16 protein-coding genes, 28 tRNA genes, 3 rRNA genes and 1 pseudogene are annotated in these 25,314 nt (G+C 36.5%); 45 read left to right on the top strand and 3 right to left on the bottom strand.

Annotation, left to right across the window (positions count from 1 at the left end; translation table 11 throughout):
• Positions 1–242 precede the first annotated feature (242 nt).
• Complete coding sequence (locus KI230_RS09715; protein WP_000379098.1) at positions 243–1,220, bottom strand: metal-dependent hydrolase; 978 nt, start codon at positions 1,218–1,220, stop codon at positions 243–245.
• 151 nt (positions 1,221–1,371) lie between these two features.
• Here KI230_RS09715 and mutY point away from each other — a divergent pair, with 151 nt between their 5' ends.
• From mutY to KI230_RS09695, 4 genes and pseudogenes are all read left to right on the top strand, one after another.
• The gene (mutY, locus tag KI230_RS09710; protein WP_000284766.1) at positions 1,372–2,409 is read left to right on the top strand and encodes an A/G-specific adenine glycosylase; all 1,038 of its coding nucleotides are present in this window, start codon (positions 1,372–1,374) and stop codon (positions 2,407–2,409) included.
• A gap of 302 nt (positions 2,410–2,711) precedes the next feature.
• Positions 2,712–3,254, top strand: coding sequence for a nucleoside tri-diphosphate phosphatase (gene ntdP, locus KI230_RS09705; protein ID WP_000251253.1), 543 nt, complete (start codon positions 2,712–2,714; stop codon positions 3,252–3,254).
• Between the two features lie 290 nt (positions 3,255–3,544).
• Positions 3,545–5,281 (top strand): SAV1866 family putative multidrug efflux ABC transporter, encoded by a 1,737-nt coding sequence (locus KI230_RS09700; RefSeq protein WP_000597238.1) that lies wholly within the window; start codon positions 3,545–3,547, stop codon positions 5,279–5,281.
• A gap of 8 nt (positions 5,282–5,289) precedes the next feature.
• A pseudogene (locus tag KI230_RS09695) lies at positions 5,290–5,383 on the top strand (hypothetical protein).
• A gap of 89 nt (positions 5,384–5,472) precedes the next feature.
• Here KI230_RS09695 and KI230_RS09690 read toward each other — a convergent pair.
• Positions 5,473–6,567, bottom strand: coding sequence for an FUSC family protein (locus KI230_RS09690; protein ID WP_001236371.1), 1,095 nt, complete (start codon positions 6,565–6,567; stop codon positions 5,473–5,475).
• 292 nt (positions 6,568–6,859) lie between these two features.
• Positions 6,860–8,149, bottom strand: a complete 1,290-nt coding sequence (locus tag KI230_RS09685) for a glutamate-1-semialdehyde 2,1-aminomutase (RefSeq protein ID WP_001011599.1) — start codon at positions 8,147–8,149, stop codon at positions 6,860–6,862.
• Between the two features lie 80 nt (positions 8,150–8,229).
• Between KI230_RS09685 and bcp the strand changes: the two genes are divergently transcribed.
• The 41 genes from bcp (at position 8,230) to KI230_RS09480 (ending at position 25,140) form a co-directional block, all read left to right on the top strand.
• On the top strand, positions 8,230–8,685 hold the full coding sequence (bcp, locus tag KI230_RS09680; RefSeq protein WP_000939521.1) for a thioredoxin-dependent thiol peroxidase: 456 nt from the start codon (positions 8,230–8,232) through the stop codon (positions 8,683–8,685).
• A 5-nt stretch (positions 8,686–8,690) separates the two neighbouring features.
• The gene (locus tag KI230_RS09675) at positions 8,691–9,641 is read left to right on the top strand and encodes a phosphoglycerate dehydrogenase (RefSeq protein ID WP_045176936.1); all 951 of its coding nucleotides are present in this window, start codon (positions 8,691–8,693) and stop codon (positions 9,639–9,641) included.
• A 96-nt stretch (positions 9,642–9,737) separates the two neighbouring features.
• On the top strand, positions 9,738–10,184 hold the full coding sequence (perR, locus tag KI230_RS09670) for a peroxide-responsive transcriptional repressor PerR (RefSeq protein ID WP_000110011.1): 447 nt from the start codon (positions 9,738–9,740) through the stop codon (positions 10,182–10,184).
• A 741-nt stretch (positions 10,185–10,925) separates the two neighbouring features.
• Positions 10,926–12,475 (top strand): 16S ribosomal RNA (locus tag KI230_RS09665).
• Between the two features lie 91 nt (positions 12,476–12,566).
• Positions 12,567–12,643, top strand: a tRNA-Ile gene (locus KI230_RS09660).
• Between the two features lie 18 nt (positions 12,644–12,661).
• Positions 12,662–12,737: transfer RNA gene (locus KI230_RS09655), tRNA-Ala, on the top strand.
• A 213-nt stretch (positions 12,738–12,950) separates the two neighbouring features.
• Positions 12,951–15,872: ribosomal RNA gene (locus KI230_RS09650) — 23S ribosomal RNA — on the top strand.
• A 72-nt stretch (positions 15,873–15,944) separates the two neighbouring features.
• A 5S ribosomal RNA gene (gene rrf / locus KI230_RS09645) occupies positions 15,945–16,059 on the top strand.
• The 16S, 23S and 5S rRNA genes sit together here with 28 tRNA genes alongside, the layout of an rRNA operon.
• A gap of 11 nt (positions 16,060–16,070) precedes the next feature.
• A tRNA-Val gene (locus KI230_RS09640) sits at positions 16,071–16,146 on the top strand.
• A gap of 16 nt (positions 16,147–16,162) precedes the next feature.
• Positions 16,163–16,238: transfer RNA gene (locus KI230_RS09635), tRNA-Thr, on the top strand.
• Positions 16,239–16,243: 5 nt separating this feature from the next.
• Positions 16,244–16,319 (top strand) — tRNA-Lys (locus KI230_RS09630).
• Between the two features lie 3 nt (positions 16,320–16,322).
• Positions 16,323–16,404, top strand: a tRNA-Leu gene (locus tag KI230_RS09625).
• Between the two features lie 3 nt (positions 16,405–16,407).
• Positions 16,408–16,482: transfer RNA gene (locus KI230_RS09620), tRNA-Gly, on the top strand.
• Positions 16,483–16,492: 10 nt separating this feature from the next.
• A tRNA-Leu gene (locus KI230_RS09615) sits at positions 16,493–16,581 on the top strand.
• 18 nt (positions 16,582–16,599) lie between these two features.
• Positions 16,600–16,673: transfer RNA gene (locus KI230_RS09610), tRNA-Arg, on the top strand.
• Positions 16,674–16,682: 9 nt separating this feature from the next.
• Positions 16,683–16,756 (top strand) — tRNA-Pro (locus KI230_RS09605).
• A 17-nt stretch (positions 16,757–16,773) separates the two neighbouring features.
• A tRNA-Ala gene (locus KI230_RS09600) sits at positions 16,774–16,849 on the top strand.
• Positions 16,850–16,870: 21 nt separating this feature from the next.
• Positions 16,871–16,944, top strand: a tRNA-Met gene (locus KI230_RS09595).
• 28 nt (positions 16,945–16,972) lie between these two features.
• A tRNA-Ile gene (locus tag KI230_RS09590) sits at positions 16,973–17,046 on the top strand.
• Between the two features lie 9 nt (positions 17,047–17,055).
• Positions 17,056–17,145: transfer RNA gene (locus KI230_RS09585), tRNA-Ser, on the top strand.
• Positions 17,146–17,155: 10 nt separating this feature from the next.
• A tRNA-Asp gene (locus tag KI230_RS09580) sits at positions 17,156–17,231 on the top strand.
• Positions 17,232–17,269: 38 nt separating this feature from the next.
• A tRNA-Ser gene (locus KI230_RS09575) sits at positions 17,270–17,362 on the top strand.
• Between the two features lie 14 nt (positions 17,363–17,376).
• A tRNA-Met gene (locus KI230_RS09570) sits at positions 17,377–17,450 on the top strand.
• A gap of 9 nt (positions 17,451–17,459) precedes the next feature.
• Positions 17,460–17,535: transfer RNA gene (locus KI230_RS09565), tRNA-Asp, on the top strand.
• Positions 17,536–17,553: 18 nt separating this feature from the next.
• Positions 17,554–17,626 (top strand) — tRNA-Phe (locus tag KI230_RS09560).
• A 7-nt stretch (positions 17,627–17,633) separates the two neighbouring features.
• Positions 17,634–17,709 (top strand) — tRNA-Thr (locus KI230_RS09555).
• A gap of 5 nt (positions 17,710–17,714) precedes the next feature.
• Positions 17,715–17,795 (top strand) — tRNA-Tyr (locus KI230_RS09550).
• A gap of 15 nt (positions 17,796–17,810) precedes the next feature.
• A tRNA-Trp gene (locus tag KI230_RS09545) sits at positions 17,811–17,884 on the top strand.
• Between the two features lie 2 nt (positions 17,885–17,886).
• A tRNA-His gene (locus KI230_RS09540) sits at positions 17,887–17,959 on the top strand.
• A gap of 11 nt (positions 17,960–17,970) precedes the next feature.
• Positions 17,971–18,042: transfer RNA gene (locus KI230_RS09535), tRNA-Gln, on the top strand.
• 5 nt (positions 18,043–18,047) lie between these two features.
• Positions 18,048–18,121: transfer RNA gene (locus KI230_RS09530), tRNA-Cys, on the top strand.
• Between the two features lie 7 nt (positions 18,122–18,128).
• Positions 18,129–18,203: transfer RNA gene (locus KI230_RS09525), tRNA-Gly, on the top strand.
• Between the two features lie 13 nt (positions 18,204–18,216).
• Positions 18,217–18,291, top strand: a tRNA-Gly gene (locus KI230_RS09520).
• 38 nt (positions 18,292–18,329) lie between these two features.
• A tRNA-Leu gene (locus KI230_RS09515) sits at positions 18,330–18,413 on the top strand.
• A gap of 547 nt (positions 18,414–18,960) precedes the next feature.
• Positions 18,961–20,022, top strand: a complete 1,062-nt coding sequence (locus KI230_RS09510) for a PTS sugar transporter subunit IIC (RefSeq protein WP_000063582.1) — start codon at positions 18,961–18,963, stop codon at positions 20,020–20,022.
• A gap of 257 nt (positions 20,023–20,279) precedes the next feature.
• Complete coding sequence (locus KI230_RS09505) at positions 20,280–21,737, top strand: ABC transporter substrate-binding protein/permease (protein ID WP_000649907.1); 1,458 nt, start codon at positions 20,280–20,282, stop codon at positions 21,735–21,737.
• The gene (locus tag KI230_RS09500) at positions 21,730–22,452 is read left to right on the top strand and encodes an amino acid ABC transporter ATP-binding protein (protein ID WP_000590809.1); all 723 of its coding nucleotides are present in this window, start codon (positions 21,730–21,732) and stop codon (positions 22,450–22,452) included. Before KI230_RS09505 ends, KI230_RS09500 begins: the two co-directional genes overlap by 8 nt.
• 150 nt (positions 22,453–22,602) lie before the next feature.
• Positions 22,603–23,730, top strand: coding sequence for a tRNA epoxyqueuosine(34) reductase QueG (gene queG / locus KI230_RS09495; RefSeq protein ID WP_000379980.1), 1,128 nt, complete (start codon positions 22,603–22,605; stop codon positions 23,728–23,730).
• Positions 23,731–23,734: 4 nt separating this feature from the next.
• A complete protein-coding gene (gene trmL / locus KI230_RS09490) occupies positions 23,735–24,205 on the top strand; it encodes a tRNA (uridine(34)/cytosine(34)/5-carboxymethylaminomethyluridine(34)-2'-O)-methyltransferase TrmL (protein ID WP_000181394.1) in 471 nt (156 codons plus the stop codon).
• Between the two features lie 158 nt (positions 24,206–24,363).
• Positions 24,364–24,963, top strand: coding sequence for a 6-phosphogluconolactonase (locus KI230_RS09485; RefSeq protein WP_001251224.1), 600 nt, complete (start codon positions 24,364–24,366; stop codon positions 24,961–24,963).
• Between the two features lie 24 nt (positions 24,964–24,987).
• Positions 24,988–25,140, top strand: a complete 153-nt coding sequence (locus tag KI230_RS09480; RefSeq protein ID WP_000031108.1) for an SAS053 family DNA gyrase inhibitor — start codon at positions 24,988–24,990, stop codon at positions 25,138–25,140.
• Positions 25,141–25,314 lie beyond the last annotated feature (174 nt).

Genomic DNA, 25,314 nt, shown 5'->3' with positions numbered 1-25,314 from the left:
TGTAAATTAATCTGTGAGAATCAGAAACAATTAGAATATCATCTAGATATTGTTTTCCTATACTGATTTTGATATTTCGAGTCATTAAAGGTAGTTTGTTAGCAACAATATAAATTTTAGATTTTGTAAAAGCATTCATAGTTTTACATTAAAAAACCGGACAGAGTAAAAATCGTTTTGATTTTCATTCTGCCCGGTTGTTCATTTTTTATAGATTAACTTTAGTGAATAATAACTTGAAATTATTTAGCATACAGTTTACGTTGTAACTTATCTTCTGTAAATACCCAGCCAATATAAGAGTGGTCTATGACATTATCGTTTGTTACATGTGCAATTGCCACAAATGAATAATGATCATTTTTTAAATAACGCAAATCAATCAAACGAATTTCAGTAGAACCATCTGCTAACGTTGTTGTTTGCCAACGATAGATTGATGAAAAGTTTAAAAAAGTACGTATATCTTTATTACCTTTGACTTTCCATAAAATGGAGTCTGTTGATAATGTTTGACGTTCCACTTTATCACTAAACACCACATTCCTACCATATGCTTTTCCAACATAGTCATGTGCATCAGTTTGTATCGCGACACGCCATTCCATAAATTTTATTGTTGGCGCAACAAATACTTTAACAGGGTGATGCTCTTGTTGAATTGCTTTTAAAGCTTGTTGCTTAATTACGGCTCTCATTTTAAAACGAATCATGTAATAAATGATTAGTAAAGCGATTATAGGAAAGAAGACTGCAAATGGATGCAAGCCTATAACCCATAATACAATACCAATACAAAGAACTGTGAAAATAATAGGGTCAAATGTGTTAATCACACTTAATTGAATCCATTTGTTTGTGATAGGTCTAAGTGCTTGTGTACCATAAGAATTGAATATATCTACAAAGACATGTAAAAATACTGCGAGCTGAGCCCACATCCATACATGAAATGGGTTGGTTCCACTAAAGAACGTGAATATTAAAAATGTAATTAAAATTGGCCATAGTATTGTGAAAGGGATGGAATGCGTGATACCTCTATGATGCGAAATATATGTTGCATTGTCCTTTAATTTAAGAACAGTATCCCCATCAGGAATTAATGAACCAACGATAAGGGTTGTAGCTGTTGCACCAAACGTAGAAGCCATTGCTGGATCTTGAGTTGCAAGTGCTGTAAGGCCCACCCCAATTGCGATATGTGTTGCAGTGTCCATATCAGTTCACTCATTTCATAATATTATATATACTATTATAATCCAATTTCGCAAATAACTAAATTAACTTACATACTAACCATGATTTTAATGTACAATAAAAACATTATGAGTAAAGACAATTAATTTTGGTGAGGAAAGGGTTTTATAAATGTATCAGCAGTCTAGTTTTAAAGAAAATTTGATACACTGGTTTGATGAAAATCAAAGAGAAATGCCATGGCGACAAACGACCAATCCGTACTATATTTGGTTAAGTGAGGTCATGTTACAACAGACACAAGTTAAAACAGTTATTGACTATTATCATCGTTTTGTTGAACGATTTCCAACTGTGGAAGTTTTGAGTCAAGCTTCGGAAGATGAAGTGTTAAAGTATTGGGAAGGCTTAGGATATTATAGTAGAGCTCGAAATTTTCATACGGCGATTAAAGAAGTTTATGATAAATATGAAGGCTTAGTTCCCAAAGATCCTGATCAATTTAAAGCGTTAAAAGGTGTTGGCCCATACACACAAGCTGCAGTAATGAGCATTGCATATAATGTACCACTAGCAACTGTAGACGGAAATGTTTTTCGAGTATGGTCTAGATTGAATGATGACTATCGAGATATTAAATTACAATCGACGAGGAAATCGTACGAACAAGAATTGTTACCGTATGTTACTACAGAAGCTGGAACGTTTAATCAAGCTATGATGGAATTAGGGGCATTAATTTGTACACCAAAAAATCCATTATGCTTATTTTGTCCAGTTCAAGAAAACTGTGAGGCATTTGATAAAGGTACATTTGAAAAGTTACCTGTTAAATCTAAAAATGTAAGTAAAAAAGTAATTGAGCAATCCGTCTTTTTAATTAGAAATAATCAAGGTCAATATCTGTTGCAAAAGCGTAGCGAAAAATTATTGCATGGTATGTGGCAATTTCCTATGTTTGAAAGTGAGCATGCTAGACGTAAAATGACTGAAAAAATCGGTCATGACATTCAACCAGTAGAAACACCTATTTTTGAGTTGAAGCATCAATTTACTCATTTAACATGGAAGATTAAAGTATACGCCGTTTCAGGAGCAATTAACATTGAAACATTACCAGATGACATGATTTGGTTTGATTTAAGTGATCGAGACCAATATACATTCCCTGTACCTATGTCAAAGATTTATCAATTTATAAATGGGTAACATTCGATGATTGGTAATATTATCGGAAAACATAGTGACATTAATTTTAAAAATGTATAAATGATATCTTTAAATCTCATAGGATAACAATGTCAAAAAGTTAAAGTGTTGATTTATAAAAGTGATGATTTTATATACTTTAAATGGGACATGTAAATCTCTGTTGTAGTACTTAGCAATATTACCGAGTTTAATCATTAAGTAGTAAAATCTTATTTCGTAAAAATATGTATTTATATAATACTATTTCTGAAATATGCTATAATTTATAATGGTTAAATTAACAGAAGGTGGTGTGGAGTATGGTCAGAGAATCCATACCTAAAGAAGGGGAAAACATTAAAATTCAGAGTTATAAACATGATGGTAAGATTCATCGCGTTTGGTCTGAAACAACAATATTAAAGGGTACTGATCATGTTGTCATTGGTGGCAATGATCATACGTTAGTGACTGAAAGTGACGGAAGAACTTGGATAACACGTGAACCGGCAATTGTTTACTTTCACTCAGAATATTGGTTTAATGTTATCTGCATGTTTAGAGAAGATGGAATTTATTACTATTGCAATTTGTCATCACCATTTGTTTGTGATGAAGAGGCATTAAAATATATAGACTATGATTTAGATATTAAAGTATATCCAAACGGAAAGTATCATTTATTAGATGAAGATGAATATGAACAACATATGAATCAAATGAATTATCCGCATGATATTGATATTATTTTAAGACGCAACGTGGACATTCTTCAACAATGGATAGAACAGAAGAAGGGCCCATTCGCGCCAGATTTTATCAAAGTTTGGAAAGAACGTTACAAAAAAATTAGACAGTATTAAGCAAATAAAGTGTAAATACTGATTAAATCATTTATATTGACTTAGTGATGTAAAGAAGTATGATAACTTTTGCTGTCGTGTGGGGACACAGTATCCATAGATTAAATTGAATAGAATATAACATACGAATAAGACAACGTATTTAATCAAATGAATATGACAGAGGTTGAGATATCTTAATTTTAAAAATGTAAATTGTAAGAAGAATTTACATCTACAAATTATGTATCCAACCTCTATTCATTTTTATGCTTATGAATAGGATAGGGCAATAGATTAGGGGGGATTGTATGATTAAACGATATTTGCAATTTGTTAAGCCATACAAATATCGTATTTTTGCAACGATTATTGTTGGGATAATTAAGTTTGGTATACCAATGCTTATACCACTTTTAATTAAATATGCAATAGATGGCGTGATTAATAACCACGCATTAACGACTGATGAAAAAGTTCATCATTTAACTATTGCCATTGGTATCGCATTATTTATTTTTGTAATAGTGAGACCACCAATTGAATTTATACGTCAATATTTGGCGCAATGGACAAGTAATAAAATATTGTATGATATACGTAAAAAGTTATACAACCATTTACAAGCTTTAAGTGCGAGATTTTATGCTAATAATCAAGTAGGTCAAGTAATATCTAGAGTGATTAATGATGTTGAACAAACAAAAGATTTCATTTTAACTGGGTTAATGAATATTTGGTTAGATTGTATAACAATTATTATTGCATTATCCATAATGTTCTTTTTAGATGTGAAATTGACTTTAGCAGCACTGTTTATCTTCCCATTTTACATTTTAACGGTGTACGTTTTCTTTGGAAGATTAAGAAAATTGACACGTGAAAGATCTCAAGCATTAGCTGAGGTTCAAGGATTCTTGCATGAACGTGTTCAAGGTATTTCAGTCGTTAAAAGTTTTGCGATTGAAGACAATGAAGCGAAAAACTTTGATAAAAAGAATACTAATTTCTTAACACGTGCGTTGAAACATACAAGATGGAATGCCTATTCCTTTGCCGCAATTAATACAGTTACAGATATTGGACCAATTATTGTCATCGGTGTTGGTGCATATCTTGCTATTTCTGGATCAATCACAGTAGGTACACTTGCAGCATTTGTTGGATACTTGGAGTTATTGTTCGGGCCTTTACGTCGTTTAGTCGCATCATTTACAACTTTAACGCAAAGTTTTGCTTCAATGGACCGTGTATTCCAATTAATTGATGAAGATTATGACATCAAAAATGGTGTTGGTGCTCAACCTATTGAAATTAAACAAGGTCGTATTGATATTGATCATGTTAGTTTTCAATATAACGATAACGAAGCTCCAATTTTAAAAGATATTAATTTGAGTATTGAAAAAGGAGAAACAGTTGCTTTCGTAGGTATGAGTGGTGGTGGTAAATCAACATTAATTAACTTAATACCGAGATTTTACGATGTAACTTCTGGGCAAATTTTAATAGATGGTCACAACATTAAAGATTTTTTAACGGGAAGTTTAAGAAATCAAATAGGATTGGTGCAACAGGATAATATTTTATTCTCTGATACAGTTAAGGAAAATATTTTACTTGGTCGTCCAACAGCAACAGATGAAGAAGTAGTTGAAGCGGCGAAAATGGCTAATGCACATGACTTTATTATGAACTTGCCACAGGGATATGACACTGAAGTAGGTGAACGAGGTGTTAAATTATCAGGTGGTCAAAAACAAAGATTATCGATTGCTAGAATATTTTTAAATAATCCGCCAATTCTTATCTTGGATGAAGCAACAAGTGCACTTGATTTAGAAAGTGAATCCATTATTCAAGAAGCATTAGATGTGTTGAGTAAAGATCGAACGACACTTATCGTAGCGCATCGCTTGTCCACTATTACACATGCTGACAAAATTGTCGTAATTGAAAATGGACATATTGTTGAAACAGGTACGCATCGTGAATTGATTGCAAAACAAGGTGCTTACGAGCATTTATATAGCATTCAAAACTTATAAAGTATTAGTTGTTTGACTTCAGTACAATCTTGAAGAGAAAATTTGTAACAGGATGGTGGGGTCATAACATAAGAAAAAGCAGTAAGAGATTTTCTTAATTGAAAATAATCTTACTGCTTTTTTAAATTTAATTTCGAGATTCAATATTACTTTATCTCATTGTGGAATTAATTATAGGAATTTTTTTAATGTTATAAATCAAAGTCTTCTTCAACAATTTCAATGTCTGCATCAGATCTATGATATGTGAAAAAGCTAATTCTTATGCGGTCTAAATGCTCTAAATGGTGTCGATACTCTTCGATGGCTGCAACAATTTGCATAACATTGGCAAACGAATATTCCGTTTGATAAGGATGATTTATTAACTCATGCTGAAATGTAGACAATAAATCTTTTTTCTGCGGATTATCTAACTCATAATCAACATGTGTCACATTATAACGTGCTTTTTTAGAAAGGCTAGCTAAAATTTGCTCGTGAAAAGCAGTTAATGAATCTAAATCTAATTTGATTTGTAATAGGAAATTGTTATTAAGTAAATATAAGTCGTTTTGATAACGCGACAATTTGTTTAATACTTCATAAGCTTGTCTAGTCGTCTGAACTACTTCTCTGAAAAGTATTTTCTTTCTATTCTGTTGGTGAATATGTTTTTTTGTAATAGGACGTTCTTCGCTATAGTAATCATAAATTTTCTCTAACTTTTCGACACGTTGTTTTAAATTATGACTATCTTGTTTAATATTATTAAACTCCGTCGTATCATTTAATACTAATTTAAACCACATAAAAATATCTGAGGATATATTTAATGAATTATAGTAAATTTTTGTTTCAAATTTAGGTGGTAGAAACACAAAGTTAACTAGAGATGAACTTATGACACCAATCATTACAAGTACAAACCTGTAAAAGGCGGTAATATAGAAAGAACCGGTATGTTGTCCCATAATGATTAATGCTGTTACACTCGCCAAAGTAGCAACATGTGCTAAATTAAATTTAAATAAAATAGCAATAAGTACTATGACGGTAACACCCATAATGATAAAATTATCACTAAAAATTGTTACCATTGTAACAGAAAGTATGGCACCTATAATGTTACCTAATGCCTGATCAGAAACTGTTTTAAATGAACGATAAATACTAGGTTGCATTGCAACAACAGCACTGACACCAGCTAAGGCTTTCAGACCAACATCATCCGGTAGTAAAGAAGCGATAGACATAGCTAAAATAATGGCTATACCAGTTTTAAAAATCCGAGCTCCTAGTCTCAAAAATAATGACGCCCCTTTTAAGTTTATTGAATATCTAATATTCGTATTCATTACTGTTATACACTTACTAGTTACAAAATTCAAGCTTATTTATAGTTGTTAAAATAAATCATACATAATACTGATAGCGATGTAAAACTTTAGTCAGAGATTAAAAGAGTATAAATTTGTAAAATAAAAACTCACATAGTGACATATCAAGTTAAACGTTAATAGTTAACGATATAAAATGAATCTACTATGTGAGCATTTGTTTTATTTTAATTCAATTAAAAATATACTTCCTTAAAAGTTATTTCATTTGACTAAAAGCATAGTCTGCAGCTTTTAAAGTTTGTTGAATATCTTCTTCTGTATGTTCAGTTGTTAAGAACCAAGCTTCAAACTTAGAAGGTGCTAAATTGATACCTTGATTTAACATTAATTTGAAAAATTTACCGAACGCTTCGCCGTCAGAATGTTCAACTTGATCATAATGTGTGACTTTTTCATCTGTAAAGTACAATGTTAAAGATCCATAAATACGATTAATTGTAGCTGTGATATTATGTTTTTCGATTAATTTAAGTAAACCTTCTTCTAGTTGTTGGCCTAAGCTGTCTAATTTTTCATAAACACCGTCTTGTTCTAGTACTTCGAGTAATGCAATACCTGCTTTCATAGATAACGGGTTACCAGCCATTGTACCAGCTTGATATGCAGGTCCTAGAGGTGCTACTTGTTCCATAATATCTTGACGTCCACCATAGCCTCCAATTGGTAAACCACCGCCAACAATTTTACCAAATGCAGTTAAATCAGGGATAACACCTAATAAATCTTGAGCGGCACCGTAATGGAAACGGAATGCAGTAATTACTTCATCATAAATCACTAGTGTCCCATTGTTATGCGAAATTTCATTAACCTCTTCTAAAAATCCAGGTTGAGGCATTACCATTCCAAAGTTACCAACAATTGGTTCTACTAATACTGCGGCAATTTCATCACCCCAAAATTCAATTGCTTCTTTATATGCGTTAATATCATTGAAAGGTACAGTAATGACTTCACGTGCGACGCTTTCTGGAACACCAGCTGAGTCTGGAGAACCGAGCTGAGATGGGCCACTACCTGCTGCAACCAATACTAAATCAGAATGGCCATGATAAGATCCAGCAAATTTTATAATTTTATTTCTTTTAGTATATGCACGTGCAACACGAATTGTTGTCATGACTGCTTCTGTTCCAGAATTTACAAAGCGAATTTTCTCAAGAGATGGAATTGCATCACGTAATTTTTTGCTGAATTCAATTTCTAGTTCAGTCGGTGTACCAAATAAAACACCTTTGGCTGCTTGTTCTTGAATTGCTTTAGTAATATGAGGATGTGCATGCCCCGTAATAATTGGACCGTATGCTTGAAGGTAATCAATAAATTTATTGCCATCGACATCATATAAATATGCACCGTGTCCTTCTTTCATAACAACAGGTGCACCGCCTCCTACAGCTTTATAAGAACGAGAAGGGGAATTGACACCGCCTAGAATATATTCGTTTGAAAGTTGTTGTAAACGTTCACTTTCACTAAAATTCATTTATATCAACCTCTTTTAATTTAATATTTTCATCTAATATCGTATCATAAAATTATTATAATGAAGAAAAAGGTGATTATATGTTGCAAAAAGGAGAACAATTTCCAATATTTAAATTAGAAAATCAAGACGGAACTGTCATTACAAATGATACATTAAAAGGTAAAAAGGCGATTATATATTTTTATCCTAGAGATAATACACCTACTTGTACCACAGAAGCTTGTGACTTTAGAGACAATTTAGAAATGTTCAATGATTTAGATGTTGCAGTATATGGTATAAGCGGTGATTCAAAGAAAAAACACCAAAATTTTATTGAGAAACACGGATTGAATTTCGATTTATTAGTAGATGAAGATTTTAAATTAGCTAAAGAAACTGGCGTATATCAGTTGAAAAAATCATTTGGCAAAGAAAGTATGGGCATTGTAAGAACGACTTTTATAATAGATGAACAAGGTAAAGTATTAGATGTTATCGAGAAGGTTAAGGTTAAAACACAAATAGAAGAACTTAAAAACATTTTGGGGTGACATATATGAAAGTTGTTGGGTTGAATCGTATGCGTGAAGTTGAAACTGAATTACAACAACGCTTTTCAGATTTAGATTTTAAATTTTATAAAAAAGCATCAGAAATACCTGAGAGTGACTTGGCTGATTTAGATATATTAGTTGGTTATGATGGCGGTATCAATGAGGCATTTTTACAACGTTGCCCGAATTTAAAATGGATTGCATGGTTTGCAACGGGTGTAAATACATTACCGTTAGATTATATTGCAGATCACGGCATACTTTTAACTAATGGAAAAGGTGTTCAAGCTAAACAATTATCTGAATACATTTTAGCTTTCATTTTAGATGATTATAAAAAGATGAAACTATCATATGATAACCAACGACAACATATATATGATTCGAAAATAACTGGTAAACGCCTATCAGGACAAACAGTTTTATTTTTAGGTACAGGTGCAATTGCTACTAGAACTGCGAAGTTAGCAAAGGCTTTTAATATGAATTTAATTGGTCTGAGCAAGTCAGGTCAGAACAAAGATGAGTTTGACGAGATATATACTATCGAATCACTTGAAAGCACATTACCAAATGCTGACATTATTATAAATGCTTTACCAGAAACGCAAGAAACGATTCATTTACTAAAGAAAAAACATTTTGAATTAATGAAAGATGAAGCACTTTTTATAAATATAGGACGAGGTAGCATAGTTAAAGAAGCGCTCTTAATAGAAGTATTAAAAAGTAAAGTTATTCGACATGCATATTTAGATGTGTTGGAAAATGAACCTTTGAAACCTAATCATGAATTATATGAATTGGAAAATGTAACCATAACAGCACATATAACTGGTAATGATTATGAAGCAAAGTATGACTTATTAGATATTTTTAAAAACAATCTAGTTAATTTTCTCAATAAGAATGGTCTAATTGAGAATGAAGTGGATACTAAAAAAGGCTATTAAATGAAATCATCATGTAAATATTGACACGCGCGCAATACTACAGTTATATTTATAGTAAGTAATAATAATTATTATATAAGAAAGATGGTGATATAGATGAGTGTTGAAATAGAATCAATTGAACATGAACTAGAAGAATCAATTGCATCATTGCGACAAGCAGGCGTAAGAATTACACCTCAAAGACAAGCAATATTACGTTATTTAATTTCTTCACATACTCATCCAACAGCTGATGAAATTTATCAAGCACTTTCACCTGATTTTCCAAATATAAGTGTTGCGACAATATATAATAACTTAAGAGTGTTTAAAGATATTGGAATTGTAAAAGAATTAACATATGGAGACTCATCAAGTCGATTCGACTTTAATACACATAATCATTATCATATTATATGTGAACAATGTGGTAAGATTGTTGATTTTCAATATCCACAGTTAAATGAAATTGAAAGATTAGCTCAGCATATGACTGACTTTGACGTAACACATCATCGAATGGAAATTTATGGAGTTTGTAAAGAATGCCAAGATAAATAATTTAACTTTGGTAGTATGACAAATTAAAAAGGCGTTAGCTTACTTCATATAAGTAAGCGTAATATTTAAGAAGTTAAACGACATGAAAGTTGTTTAACTTCTTTTTTATGCTTATTCTGAAAAATATTTAAATTGAAGAAAAGAATATTCTAACTACGGAAGTGGTATTAACTAATAACTAGTATCCTTTATAAATAAACATAAAAATATTCAAACGAGGGTCTACTAAATAACTATCCATAAAGTGAGTATAAGTTTGTTTGTAAAACTGAAGTAAAAAGCGTAAGGAATTACACTTTAAATACATATAGTACTTACGAATAGAAAATAATCCCTTCAACAGTAATTTTTAAACAAAAATAAGTGTTGTTTTATGTTGACTCTACTAGAATAACTTGATATTATATAAAAGTCGTCAAACGGCACTAATATTTAAAAAACAAATGTTTTAAGTTGTTGATTTAAAATATTAATAAAGTGTAAATTTGACTATTGAAATTCGAACAAATACATAATAAAATAATATTTGTTGAATTAATTGAGTTAGGAAATTTATTTTTTAGAAATAAAATAATTAAAAATAATTCTTGACTTACAAAAACTTACGAGTTATAATTAAATCTTGTAAGTGACAAACGAATATTGAAAACTGAATGACAATATGTCAACGTTAATTCCAAAAACGTAACTATAAGTTACAAACATTATTTAGTATTTATGAGCTAATCAAACATCATAATTTTTATGGAGAGTTTGATCCTGGCTCAGGATGAACGCTGGCGGCGTGCCTAATACATGCAAGTCGAGCGAACGGACGAGAAGCTTGCTTCTCTGATGTTAGCGGCGGACGGGTGAGTAACACGTGGATAACCTACCTATAAGACTGGGATAACTTCGGGAAACCGGAGCTAATACCGGATAATATTTTGAACCGCATGGTTCAAAAGTGAAAGACGGTCTTGCTGTCACTTATAGATGGATCCGCGCTGCATTAGCTAGTTGGTAAGGTAACGGCTTACCAAGGCAACGATGCATAGCCGACCTGAGAGGGTGATCGGCCACACTGGAACTGAGACACGGTCCAGACTCCTACGGGAGGCAGCAGTAGGGAATCTTCCGCAATGGGCGAAAGCCTGACGGAGCAACGCCGCGTGAGTGATGAAGGTCTTCGGATCGTAAAACTCTGTTATTAGGGAAGAACATATGTGTAAGTAACTGTGCACATCTTGACGGTACCTAATCAGAAAGCCACGGCTAACTACGTGCCAGCAGCCGCGGTAATACGTAGGTGGCAAGCGTTATCCGGAATTATTGGGCGTAAAGCGCGCGTAGGCGGTTTTTAAGTCTGATGTGAAAGCCCACGGCTCAACCGTGGAGGGTCATTGGAAACTGGAAAACTTGAGTGCAGAAGAGGAAAGTGGAATTCCATGTGTAGCGGTGAAATGCGCAGAGATATGGAGGAACACCAGTGGCGAAGGCGACTTTCTGGTCTGTAACTGACGCTGATGTGCGAAAGCGTGGGGATCAAACAGGATTAGATACCCTGGTAGTCCACGCCGTAAACGATGAGTGCTAAGTGTTAGGGGTTTCCGCCCCTTAGTGCTGCAGCTAACGCATTAAGCACTCCGCCTGGGGAGTACGACCGCAAGGTTGAAACTCAAAGGAATTGACGGGGACCCGCACAAGCGGTGGAGCATGTGGTTTAATTCGAAGCAACGCGAAGAACCTTACCAAATCTTGACATCCTTTGACAACTCTAGAGATAGAGCTTTCCCCTTCGGGGGACAAAGTGACAGGTGGTGCATGGTTGTCGTCAGCTCGTGTCGTGAGATGTTGGGTTAAGTCCCGCAACGAGCGCAACCCTTAAGCTTAGTTGCCATCATTAAGTTGGGCACTCTAAGTTGACTGCCGGTGACAAACCGGAGGAAGGTGGGGATGACGTCAAATCATCATGCCCCTTATGATTTGGGCTACACACGTGCTACAATGGACAATACAAAGGGCAGCGAAACCGTGAGGTCAAGCAAATCCCATAAAGTTGTTCTCAGTTCGGATTGTAGTCTGCAACTCGACTACATGAAGCTGGAATCGCTAGTAATCGTAGATCAGCATGCTACGGTGAATACGTTCCCGGGTCTTGTACACACCGCCCGTCACACCACGAGAGTTTGTAACACCCGAAGCCGGTGGAGTAACCTTTTAGGAGCTAGCCGTCGAAGGTGGGACAAATGATTGGGGTGAAGTCGTAACAAGGTAGCCGTATCGGAAGGTGCGGCTGGATCACCTCCTTTCTAAGGATATATTCGGAACATCTTCTTCAGAAGATGCGGAATAACGTGACATATTGTATTCAGTTTTGAATGTTTGTTCATTCAAATTAATGGGCCTATAGCTCAGCTGGTTAGAGCGCACGCCTGATAAGCGTGAGGTCGGTGGTTCGAGTCCACTTAGGCCCACCATTAATTTAATACCTATTTGGGGGCTTAGCTCAGCTGGGAGAGCGCCTGCTTTGCACGCAGGAGGTCAGCGGTTCGATCCCGCTAGTCTCCACCATTATTTGTACATTGAAAACTAGATAAGTAAGTAAAATATAGATTTTACCAAGCAAAACCGAGTGAATAAAGAGTTTTAAATAAGCTTGAATTCATAAGAAATAATCGCTAGTGTTCGAAAGAACACTCACAAGATTAATAACGCGTTTAAATCTTTTTATAAAAGAACGTAACTTCATGTTAACGTTTGACTTATAAAAATGGTGGAAACATAGATTAAGTTATTAAGGGCGCACGGTGGATGCCTTGGCACTAGAAGCCGATGAAGGACGTTACTAACGACGATATGCTTTGGGGAGCTGTAAGTAAGCTTTGATCCAGAGATTTCCGAATGGGGAAACCCAGCATGAGTTATGTCATGTTATCGATATGTGAATACATAGCATATCAGAAGGCACACCCGGAGAACTGAAACATCTTAGTACCCGGAGGAAGAGAAAGAAAATTCGATTCCCTTAGTAGCGGCGAGCGAAACGGGAAGAGCCCAAACCAACAAGCTTGCTTGTTGGGGTTGTAGGACACTCTATACGGAGTTACAAAGGACGACATTAGACGAATCATCTGGAAAGATGAATCAAAGAAGGTAATAATCCTGTAGTCGAAAATGTTGTCTCTCTTGAGTGGATCCTGAGTATGACGGAGCACGTGAAATTCCGTCGGAATCTGGGAGGACCATCTCCTAAGGCTAAATACTCTCTAGTGACCGATAGTGAACCAGTACCGTGAGGGAAAGGTGAAAAGCACCCCGGAAGGGGAGTGAAATAGAACCTGAAACCGTGTGCTTACAAGTAGTCAGAGCCCGTTAATGGGTGATGGCGTGCCTTTTGTAGAATGAACCGGCGAGTTACGATTTGATGCAAGGTTAAGCAGTAAATGTGGAGCCGTAGCGAAATCGAGTCTGAATAGGGCGTTTAGTATTTGGTCGTAGACCCGAAACCAGGTGATCTACCCTTGGTCAGGTTGAAGTTCAGGTAACACTGAATGGAGGACCGAACCGACTTACGTTGAAAAGTGAGCGGATGAACTGAGGGTAGCGGAGAAATTCCAATCGAACCTGGAGATAGCTGGTTCTCTCCGAAATAGCTTTAGGGCTAGCCTCAAGTGATGATTATTGGAGGTAGAGCACTGTTTGGACGAGGGGCCCCTCTCGGGTTACCGAATTCAGACAAACTCCGAATGCCAATTAATTTAACTTGGGAGTCAGAACATGGGTGATAAGGTCCGTGTTCGAAAGGGAAACAGCCCAGACCACCAGCTAAGGTCCCAAAATATATGTTAAGTGGAAAAGGATGTGGCGTTGCCCAGACAACTAGGATGTTGGCTTAGAAGCAGCCATCATTTAAAGAGTGCGTAATAGCTCACTAGTCGAGTGACACTGCGCCGAAAATGTACCGGGGCTAAACATATTACCGAAGCTGTGGATTGTCCTTTGGACAATGGTAGGAGAGCGTTCTAAGGGCGTTGAAGCATGATCGTAAGGACATGTGGAGCGCTTAGAAGTGAGAATGCCGGTGTGAGTAGCGAAAGACGGGTGAGAATCCCGTCCACCGATTGACTAAGGTTTCCAGAGGAAGGCTCGTCCGCTCTGGGTTAGTCGGGTCCTAAGCTGAGGCCGACAGGCGTAGGCGATGGATAACAGGTTGATATTCCTGTACCACCTATAATCGTTTTAATCGATGGGGGACGCAGTAGGATAGGCGAAGCGTGCGATTGGATTGCACGTCTAAGCAGTAAGGCTGAGTATTAGGCAAATCCGGTACTCGTTAAGGCTGAGCTGTGATGGGGAGAAGACATTGTGTCTTCGAGTCGTTGATTTCACACTGCCGAGAAAAGCCTCTAGATAGAAAATAGGTGCCCGTACCGCAAACCGACACAGGTAGTCAAGATGAGAATTCTAAGGTGAGCGAGCGAACTCTCGTTAAGGAACTCGGCAAAATGACCCCGTAACTTCGGGAGAAGGGGTGCTCTTTAGGGTTAACGCCCAGAAGAGCCGCAGTGAATAGGCCCAAGCGACTGTTTATCAAAAACACAGGTCTCTGCTAAACCGTAAGGTGATGTATAGGGGCTGACGCCTGCCCGGTGCTGGAAGGTTAAGAGGAGTGGTTAGCTTCTGCGAAGCTACGAATCGAAGCCCCAGTAAACGGCGGCCGTAACTATAACGGTCCTAAGGTAGCGAAATTCCTTGTCGGGTAAGTTCCGACCCGCACGAAAGGCGTAACGATTTGGGCACTGTCTCAACGAGAGACTCGGTGAAATCATAGTACCTGTGAAGATGCAGGTTACCCGCGACAGGACGGAAAGACCCCGTGGAGCTTTACTGTAGCCTGATATTGAAATTCGGCACAGCTTGTACAGGATAGGTAGGAGCCTTTGAAACGTGAGCGCTAGCTTACGTGGAGGCGCTGGTGGGATACTACCCTAGCTGTGTTGGCTTTCTAACCCGCACCACTTATCGTGGTGGGAGACAGTGTCAGGCGGGCAGTTTGACTGGGGCGGTCGCCTCCTAAAAGGTAACGGAGGCGCTCAAAGGTTCCCTCAGAATGGTTGGAAATCATTCATAGAGTGTAAAGGCATAAGGGAGCTTGACTGCGAGACCTACAAGTCGAGCAGGGTCGAAAGACGGACTTAGTGATCCGGTGGTTCCGCATGGAAGGGCCATCGCTCAACGGATAAAAGCTACCCCGGGGATAACAGGCTTATCTCCCCCAAGAGTTCACATCGACGGGGAGGTTTGGCACCTCGATGTCGGCTCATCGCATCCTGGGGCTGTAGTCGGTCCCAAGGGTTGGGCTGTTCGCCCATTAAAGCGGTACGCGAGCTGGGTTCAGAACGTCGTGAGACAGTTCGGTCCCTATCCGTCGTGGGCGTAGGAAATTTGAGAGGAGCTGTCCTTAGTACGAGAGGACCGGGATGGACATACCTCTGGTGTACCAGTTGTCGTGCCAACGGCATAGCTGGGTAGCTATGTGTGGACGGGATAAGTGCTGAAAGCATCTAAGCATGAAGCCCCCCTCAAGATGAGATTTCCCAACTTCGGTTATAAGATCCCTCAAAGATGATGAGGTTAATAGGTTCGAGGTGGAAGCATGGTGACATGTGGAGCTGACGAATACTAATCGATCGAAGACTTAATCAAAATAAATGTTTTGCGAAGCAAAATCACTTTTACTTACTATCTAGTTTTGAATGTATAAATTACATTCATATGTCTGGTGACTATAGCAAGGAGGTCACACCTGTTCCCATGCCGAACACAGAAGTTAAGCTCCTTAGCGTCGATGGTAGTCGAACTTACGTTCCGCTAGAGTAGAACGTTGCCAGGCAGTTTTAAATCGGAGAATTAGCTCAGCTGGGAGAGCATCTGCCTTACAAGCAGAGGGTCGGCGGTTCGAACCCGTCATTCTCCACCATTTATTCTTACATATTGCCGGCCTAGCTCAATTGGTAGAGCAACTGACTTGTAATCAGTAGGTTGGGGGTTCAAGTCCTCTGGCCGGCACCATGGAAGAGCCATTAGCTCAGTTGGTAGAGCATCTGACTTTTAATCAGAGGGTCAGAGGTTCGAATCCTCTATGGCTCACCATTTGCGGGTGTGGCGGAATTGGCAGACGCACTAGACTTAGGATCTAGCGCCTTACGGCGTGGGGGTTCGACTCCCTTCACCCGCATATGCAGAAGTAGTTCAGCGGTAGAATACAACCTTGCCAAGGTTGGGGTCGCGGGTTCGAATCCCGTCTTCTGCTCCATTTTTATAGTGCCGGGGTGGCGGAACTGGCAGACGCACAGGACTTAAAATCCTGCGGTGAGTGATCACCGTACCGGTTCGATTCCGGTCCTCGGCACCATTTTCAATAAAAACATATGCGCCCGTAGCTCAATTGGATAGAGCGTTTGACTACGGATCAAGAGGTTATGGGTTCGACTCCTATCGGGCGCGTTAATTATACGGGAAGTAGCTCAGCTTGGTAGAGCACTTGGTTTGGGACCAAGGGGTCGCAGGTTCGAATCCTGTCTTCCCGATATACTGTAATTATTATGGGGGCTTAGCTCAGCTGGGAGAGCGCCTGCTTTGCACGCAGGAGGTCAGCGGTTCGATCCCGCTAGTCTCCACCATATTATTTACAAACTATATAAGGCGGTGTAGCTCAGCTGGCTAGAGCGTACGGTTCATACCCGTGAGGTCGGGGGTTCGATCCCCTCCACCGCCACTATTTATTAGTTGTAAAATTATATTTAGGACCTTTAGCTCAGTTGGTTAGAGCTAACGGCTCATAACCGTTCGGTCGCAGGTTCGAGTCCTGCAAGGTCCATATAATTTTGGAGGAATACCCAAGTCTGGCTGAAGGGATCGGTCTTGAAAACCGACAGGGGCTTAACGGCTCGCGGGGGTTCGAATCCCTCTTCCTCCGTTTTACTAATGGTCTCGTAGTGTAGCGGTTAACACGCCTGCCTGTCACGCAGGAGATCGCGGGTTCGATTCCCGTCGAGACCGCCATTTAATTTTATAATTAATAGCGATTTACCTATAATAATGGAGGAATACCCAAGTCCGGCTGAAGGGATCGGTCTTGAAAACCGACAGGGCCTTAACGGGCCGCGGGGGTTCGAATCCCTCTTCCTCCGCCATTATTTTTTATTATCGCGGGATGGAGCAGTTCGGTAGCTCGTCGGGCTCATAACCCGAAGGTCGGTGGTTCAAATCCGCCTCCCGCAATATTTTATAGGTCTCGTAGTGTAGCGGTTAACACGCCTGCCTGTCACGCAGGAGATCGCGGGTTCGATTCCCGTCGAGACCGCCATCATTACATTTTTATTATGGTTCAGTAGCTCAGTTGGTAGAGCAATGGATTGAAGCTCCATGTGTCGGCAGTTCGACTCTGTCCTGAACCATTTCTTAGCCGGCCTAGCTCAATTGGTAGAGCAACTGACTTGTAATCAGTAGGTTGGGGGTTCAAGTCCTCTGGCCGGCACCATTTATGGAGGGGTAGCGAAGTGGCTAAACGCGGCGGACTGTAAATCCGCTCCTTCGGGTTCGGCAGTTCGAATCTGCCCCCCTCCATTTATTATTTTTAATAGGGGCATAGTTCAACGGTAGAATAGAGGTCTCCAAAACCTTTGGTGTGGGTTCGATTCCTACTGCCCCTGCCATGGCGGCTGTGGTGAAGTGGTTAACACATCGGATTGTGGTTCCGACATTCGAGGGTTCGATCCCCTTCAGCCGCCCTTATTATTAATGGGCTATAGCCAAGCGGTAAGGCAACGGACTTTGACTCCGTCACTCGTTGGTTCGAATCCAGCTAGCCCAGTTATTGGCGGCATAGCCAAGTGGTAAGGCAGAGGTCTGCAAAACCTTTATCACCGGTTCAAATCCGGTTGCCGCCTCCAGGTTTATGCGGGAGTAGTTCAACTTTTAGAACACGTTCCTTCCCGGAACGAGGTATAGGTGCAAATCCTATCTTCCGCTCCATAATTTAATATTTGCGGGAGTAGTTCAACTTTTAGAACACGTTCCTTCCCGGAACGAGGTATAGGTGTAAATCCTATCTTCCGCTCCATAATTGCTTCCAAAGGGAAGTTTTTTGTTTACCATTAAGCCGGTGTGGCGGAATTGGCAGACGCGCGGGACTCAAAATCCCGTTCCACTTGTGGAGTGTCGGTTCGACCCCGACCACCGGTATAATTAACTGTTATTTACATAATATAACGTATTAGAAACCTTGTAAAACAAGGTTTCTTTTTATTTCTCTCTATACAATACAAATAAAAGTGGACTCAAATGGCACACGCTTTAATAGACTCTATGTCAAATTGTAATGATGAGTTCATTATTGGAAGTTAAGCAACTATACATTGTTTAACTTCTTTTTTTGGTATTACATTAATGATAATGATTATATTATCTGGGGTTATATATTTGTTTCAACTTTTCTAATAATATATTTGTAAAAGTGCTATTTTATTGTGCTTTATACCAAGTCGATTCAATTTATCTATCTTAATAGTAATATGGCTATTTTAATATTTACAATTTATTACATTATTAGTCACAGGATGTAATTAGTAGTATTTTAAGATTAGCATGACATTGATTAGTGAGTAGATTGTTTAAATTTACTTTATTCATTTTGTGGATTGTTATATTTAGATTAAATTAGCCAACTAATCATTGTTAAAGTTAATTTTCTATAATATGATGAGTTTAATGTTCAAATTGGAGGTCGTTTATGAGTAACGCAAATAATGCTGATAATAAACAGTTTTTCAGTAAGATTTTAAATTCTATTGGTGCTGGTGTTGTTATTGCACTTGTTCCGAATGCTCTATTAGGTGAAGTATTAAAAATATTTAAAAGTGGTAATGAAATTTTAGAATTAACGTATCAGTTAGTGATACTAATTCAATCATTTATGGCATTTATTATTGGGGTTTTAGCTGCTCATCAATTTAAATTTAATGGCGCAGGTGCTGCTATAGTAGGTACATCAGCTATGATTGGTTCAGGTGCTGTTGTATATAGCAATAATAGTTTTATGTTAAAAGGTATAGGTGACATTATAAATACGAGTTTGGTTGTTATTATTGCATGTCTTATATATATGGTATTACAAAACAAACTTGGATCTTTTGAATTAATTATATTACCAGTTTTAGTACCTATCGTTAGTGGGGGTATCGGTCTAATCACATTACCTTACATTCGAAAAATTACTCAAGCAATTGGAAATGTAATTCATTCTTTTACAGACTTAAATCCGTTGTTAATGTCTATACTTATTAGTGTGGCATTTTCATTATTAATGGTAACACCAATATCGTTAGTAGCGATTGCAACTGCGATTAGTTTAAACGGACTAGGAAGTGGAGCAGCAAACCTAGGTATAGTGGCTGCCTGTGTTACTTTCTTATTTGGCTCATTGCGTGTCAATTCTATTGGTGTAAATGCAGTTTTACTCATAGGAGCTGCAAAAATGATGATCCCAGTTTACTTGAAAAATTTAATTATTTCGATACCATTGACTATAAATGGAATAATTACTGGAATCATTGCTTACGTTCTTCAGGTTAAAGGAACACCATTGTCTGCTGGATTTGGATATACAGGATTAGTTGGCCCAATAAATGCATTTAACCGAATGTCAGGTGATCCAACAATGAATATTATTTTATTAGCACTTGGTTATTTTGTCATACCATTTGTATCGGCATTTATTGTTCATGAATTGTGTAAAAAATTCATTCCTATATATTCTAATGATATTTATAAATTTGAAGTTCCAAAACAATAATTTATAGCTTGATGACAAGAATAAGTTTTAATATATGATAAATATAGGCGTTACTGTCAATAAGATATTGATAGTAGCGCTTTTTTGATTGATTTTAAAATGTGAGATTTGTTCACGTATAATAGCGGATTTTTTATGTACAGTCTTTTAAAAAGAAGCTTTTCTTTATATTAATAAAAATACATTTATAAAACACTATTGCATCAAAATGTATTAATATGTATAATTATGAATATTAATTAGGGAGGGCTGTATAAATGAAGTGTTTAATTAGGTTTATATTAGTATTAGGGTTGTTAATTAGCAGTGCTATGGTGTATATCAATCCCACAGCACATGCTGAACAAGATCAAACATGGGAGAAGATTAAAGAACGCGGTGAACTTAGAGTGGGTCTTTCTGCAGATTATGCACCAATGGAATTTGAGCATACAGTTAATGGTAAGACTGAGTATGCAGGTGTAGATATTGATTTAGCTAAAAAAATTGCGAAAGATAATAATTTAAAATTAAAAATCGTCAATATGTCATTTGATAGTTTGTTAGGAGCTCTTAAAACTGGAAAAATTGATATTATTATTTCCGGAATGACTTCAACGCCTGAACGTAAGAAGCAAGTTGATTTTTCAGATTCATATATGATGACTAAAAATATCATGCTTGTAAAGAAAGATAAAGTTAATGAATATAAAGATATCAAAGACTTTAATAATAAAAAAGTAGGGGCACAAAAGGGAACTGAACAAGAAAAAATCGCTCAAACCGAAATTGAAAATGCATCTATTACTTCATTAAGCCGTTTACCAGACGTTATATTAGCACTTAAAAGTGGAAAGGTTGAAGGTGCTGTAGTTGAAAAACCTGTAGCAGAAGCATATTTAAAACAAAATCCTAAATTAGGAATTTCCAATGTGAAATTTAATGAAGAAGAAAAAGATACAGTGATAGCAGTGCCAAAAGATTCACCAAAATTATTGTCACAAATTAATAAAACGATTAAAGAGGTTAAAGATAAAGGATTAATCGATAAATATATGACTAATGCTGCAAATGCGATGAATGATGACAGTGGTTTTATTTCTAAGTATGGTAGTTTTTTCTTGAAAGGAATTAAGATTACAATATTAATTTCACTTATCGGTGTTGCATTAGGTTCTATTTTAGGTGCATTCGTTGCGTTAATGAAATTAAGTAAAATAAAAATTATTTCATGGATTGCTTCTATCTATATCGAAATATTAAGAGGAACACCAATGTTAGTTCAAGTATTTATCGTATTCTTTGGTATAACTGCTGCATTAGGACTAGACATTTCAGCTCTTGTTTGTGGAACAATTGCATTAGTTATTAATTCCTCAGCTTACATTGCTGAAATTATTCGTGCAGGTATAAATGCTGTTGATAAAGGCCAAATGGAAGCCGCACGTAGTCTAGGTTTGAATTATAGACAAACGATGAAAAGTGTAATTATGCCACAAGCAATTAAAAATATTTTACCAGCTTTAGGTAATGAATTTGTCACTTTAATTAAAGAATCATCTATTGTGTCAACAATTGGAGTTGGCGAAATTATGTTTAATGCACAAGTGGTTCAAGGTATTTCATTTGACCCATTCACACCATTAATAGTGGCAGCAGCATTATACTTTGTCTTAACATTTGTACTTACACGCATTATGAACATGATTGAAGGGAGATTGAATGCCAGTGATTAAAATAAACAATCTTAATAAAGTTTTTGGAGATAATGAAGTTTTAAAAGATATCAATCTTGAAATCAATCAAGGGGAAGTAGTAGCAATAATAGGTCCATCTGGTAGTGGTAAAAGTACATTGTTAAGATGTATGAATTTATTAGAAGTACCCACTAAAGGTCAAGTGATTTTTGAAGGCAATGACTTAACGGAAAAAGGGACACAAGTAGATAAACTACGTCAAAAAATGGGTATGGTATTTCAAAACTTCAACCTATTTCCACATAAAAAAGTTGTCGATAATATTATTTTAGCTCCTAAATTATTAAAGAAAGATAATAACGATGAATTACATAAGGAAGCATTGTCGTTATTAGATAAAGTGGGATTAAAAGAAAAAGCAGATGTATATCCGAATCAATTATCAGGTGGTCAAAAGCAAAGGGTAGCAATTGCAAGAGCTTTAGCAATGCATCCAGATGTTATTTTATTCGATGAACCAACTTCAGCATTAGATCCTGAGGTAGTTGGTGATGTATTAAAAGTAATGAAAGACCTAGCCAAAGAAGGTATGACCATGGTGGTTGTGACACATGAAATGGGATTTGCCAAAGATGTAAGTGACAAAGTCATATTTATGGCAGATGGCGTTGTCGTAGAGTCAGGCACACCAGTCGAAATATTTGAACAACCGCAACATGAAAGAACACAAAATTTCTTAGCAAGAGTATTATAACAACCTAACGAAGCTTGAATATATGATACGCACCACAAAGTTATATCATATATTCAAGCTTTTTATTATTAAAATTATGTGAAATGAAACCTCAATATGAATAATGGTTGTGTTAAAATAACATAGTATTATTTTATGGGGGGCATACGATTGGATACAAAGCAGTTAAAGCAAGATATCATTGACTATGCATATACAATTGGTATCGACAGTATTGGATTTACAACTGCCGATCCCTTTGATGAATTGAAGCAAAAGCTAGAAGCATATCATGCAAATGGTTATGCCTCAGGATTTGAAGAATCTGATATTGCTTTACGAACGGAGCCTAAATTATCCTTACCAACAGCAAGGTCAATCATAGCAATTGCAGTTGGTTATCCTAACAAACTGAAAGGTGCACCTAAGAGTGTTAGAGGTGATCGCAGAGGCTTATTTGCTAGAGCATCGTGGGGTCAAGATTATCATACAATTATGCGTAAACGATTAGACATGTTAGCTGCATTTATTGAATCTAAAGTTCCAGATGTTGAAATCAAATCTATGGTAGATACGGGTGTATTATCAGATAGGGCAGTAGCAGAACGTGCAGGTTTAGGATTTGTTGGTCGTAATGGCTTTGTCATCAATCCTAAACTAGGAACATGGACATACCTCGGTGAAATGTTAGTCAGTATACCTTTTGAACCTGATGATCCATTATTAGATAGCTGTGGTGATTGTACAATTTGTGTTGATCGTTGTCCAACAAGTGCATTAGTTGGAAATGGCCAATTAAATAGTCAGAAATGCATTAGTTTTTTAACGCAAACAAAAGGCTATATGCCTGACCAATATCGTTATAAAATTGGGAATAGATTATATGGTTGCGATACGTGTCAACAAGTTTGTCCGAAAAATAGAGGTATTAATACCGAACAAGATGACATCATTTTGGAACCAGAAATTTTAAAGCCAAGATTAGTACCTTTACTACGTATGTCTAATAAAGAATTCAAACAAACATATGGTCACCTTGCAGGTGCTTGGCGTGGTAAAAAACCGATACAACGAAATGCTATTTTAGCATTGGCGCATTTTAATGAAGTGGATGCAATTCCAGAATTGAAAAAAGTTGCAACAACAGATGAAAGACCGATGATTCGAGCAACTGCTTATTGGGCTATTGGTCAAATTCTTGGGGAAGAAGCAAGAGATTTTATCAATGCAAATTATGATCAAGAGGATGCAGAAGTTCAAAATGAAATGATAAAAGGATTAGACACAAGGAGAGAATAGTAATATGACAAATCATATCGTTTTATATCAACCAGAAATCCCAGCTAATACTGGTAACATTGCACGTACGTGTGCAGGTACAAACACACATTTACATTTAATTAAACCTCTTGGATTTAGAACTGATGATAAAATGTTAAAAAGAGCCGGTTTAGATTATTGGGAATTTGTGAATATTACGTATCATGATAGTATTGAAGCATTTTTTGAAGCCACAAATGGCGAGTATTACTTATTAACAAAATTTGGTAAAAAGACTTATAGTGATTTTGATTTTTCAAATCATGACAAAGATTTTTACTTCATTTTTGGAAAAGAGACGACAGGATTACCAGACTGGGTGAAAGAGAAATATCAAGACACAGCATTAAGAATTCCTATGAGTGAACATATTCGTTCATTAAATTTATCAAATACTGCTGCGTTGTTAATTTATGAAGCGTTACGTCAACAAGATTTTCCGGGATTGAATTAAAATTTACTCATTTTCATTATAAAAATGATGCTTAAGTGCTATATTTAGAGTATAAGCATGTTAAAGTTAAATGGTTTGATATATTGAAAGTTAGGGTATAATAATTATTAATATCGCCGTTTTTATGTAAAATGCAAACTAAGAGGAGTGTAGAAATCATGGCAATGAACTTTAAAGTCTTTGACAATAGTCAACTTGTAGCAGAATATGCTGCTGATATTATTAGAAAGCAATTTAACAATAATCCTACTACAATTGCAGGTTTTCATTTAGATACAGATCAAGCGCCAGTTCTAGATGAATTAAAGAAAAATGTTGAAAAACATGCTGTTGATTTTAGCCAAATAAATATTTTAGATTATGACGATAAAAAATCATATTTCGAAGCGTTAGGTGTACCAGCAGGTCAAGTTTATCCAATTGCTTATGAAAAAGATGCAATCGAATTAATCGCTGATAAGATTAAAACTAAAGAAAATAAAGGGAAATTAACATTACAAGTTGTTTCTATCGATGAGCAAGGTAAGTTAAATGTTAGTATTCGTCAAGGACTAATGGAAGCAAGAGAAATTTTCTTAGTAGTGACAGGTGCTAATAAACGAGATGTAGTTGAAAAATTATATCAAGAAAATGGTAAAACAAGCTTCGAACCAGCCGATTTAAAAGCACATAGAATGGTAAATGTTATTCTTGATAAAGAAGCGGCTGCAGGTTTACCTGAAGATGTTAAAGCTTACTTTACGTCACGCTTTGCTTAATTAAAAATCTGTGAGGTATTGATTATGTCTAAAGACAAAGATCCAAAATTAAATTATCATGAAGAAGAAAACAGTATGGTAACGGATTTTGAAGATTTAAAAGAATTAGGTAAAGAAATGGAACAAATCTCTGATCAAAATGATCAAGAAAAAAATTCTGAAGAAGACAGTCAGTAAAGTATTATAATTGTGTAATATTCAGCTATTTATCATGTAAACAATGTATAGTATAGAACATATATCAAATAGGATTGATTATCTTGAATATGAAGTTAGGTAGCATTTTGTTACCTAGCTTTTTTATTATATTCATAGAAGCTGACTTTCCGCCAGCTTCTGAGTTTGTGGCCC

This window comes from Staphylococcus sp. MZ3 (genome assembly GCF_018622755.1).
GTDB classification, from domain to species: domain Bacteria; phylum Bacillota; class Bacilli; order Staphylococcales; family Staphylococcaceae; genus Staphylococcus; species Staphylococcus aureus.
The sequence above is the reverse complement of the archived record's forward strand: the minus strand, read 5'-3'. Positions and strand labels throughout refer to the sequence as shown.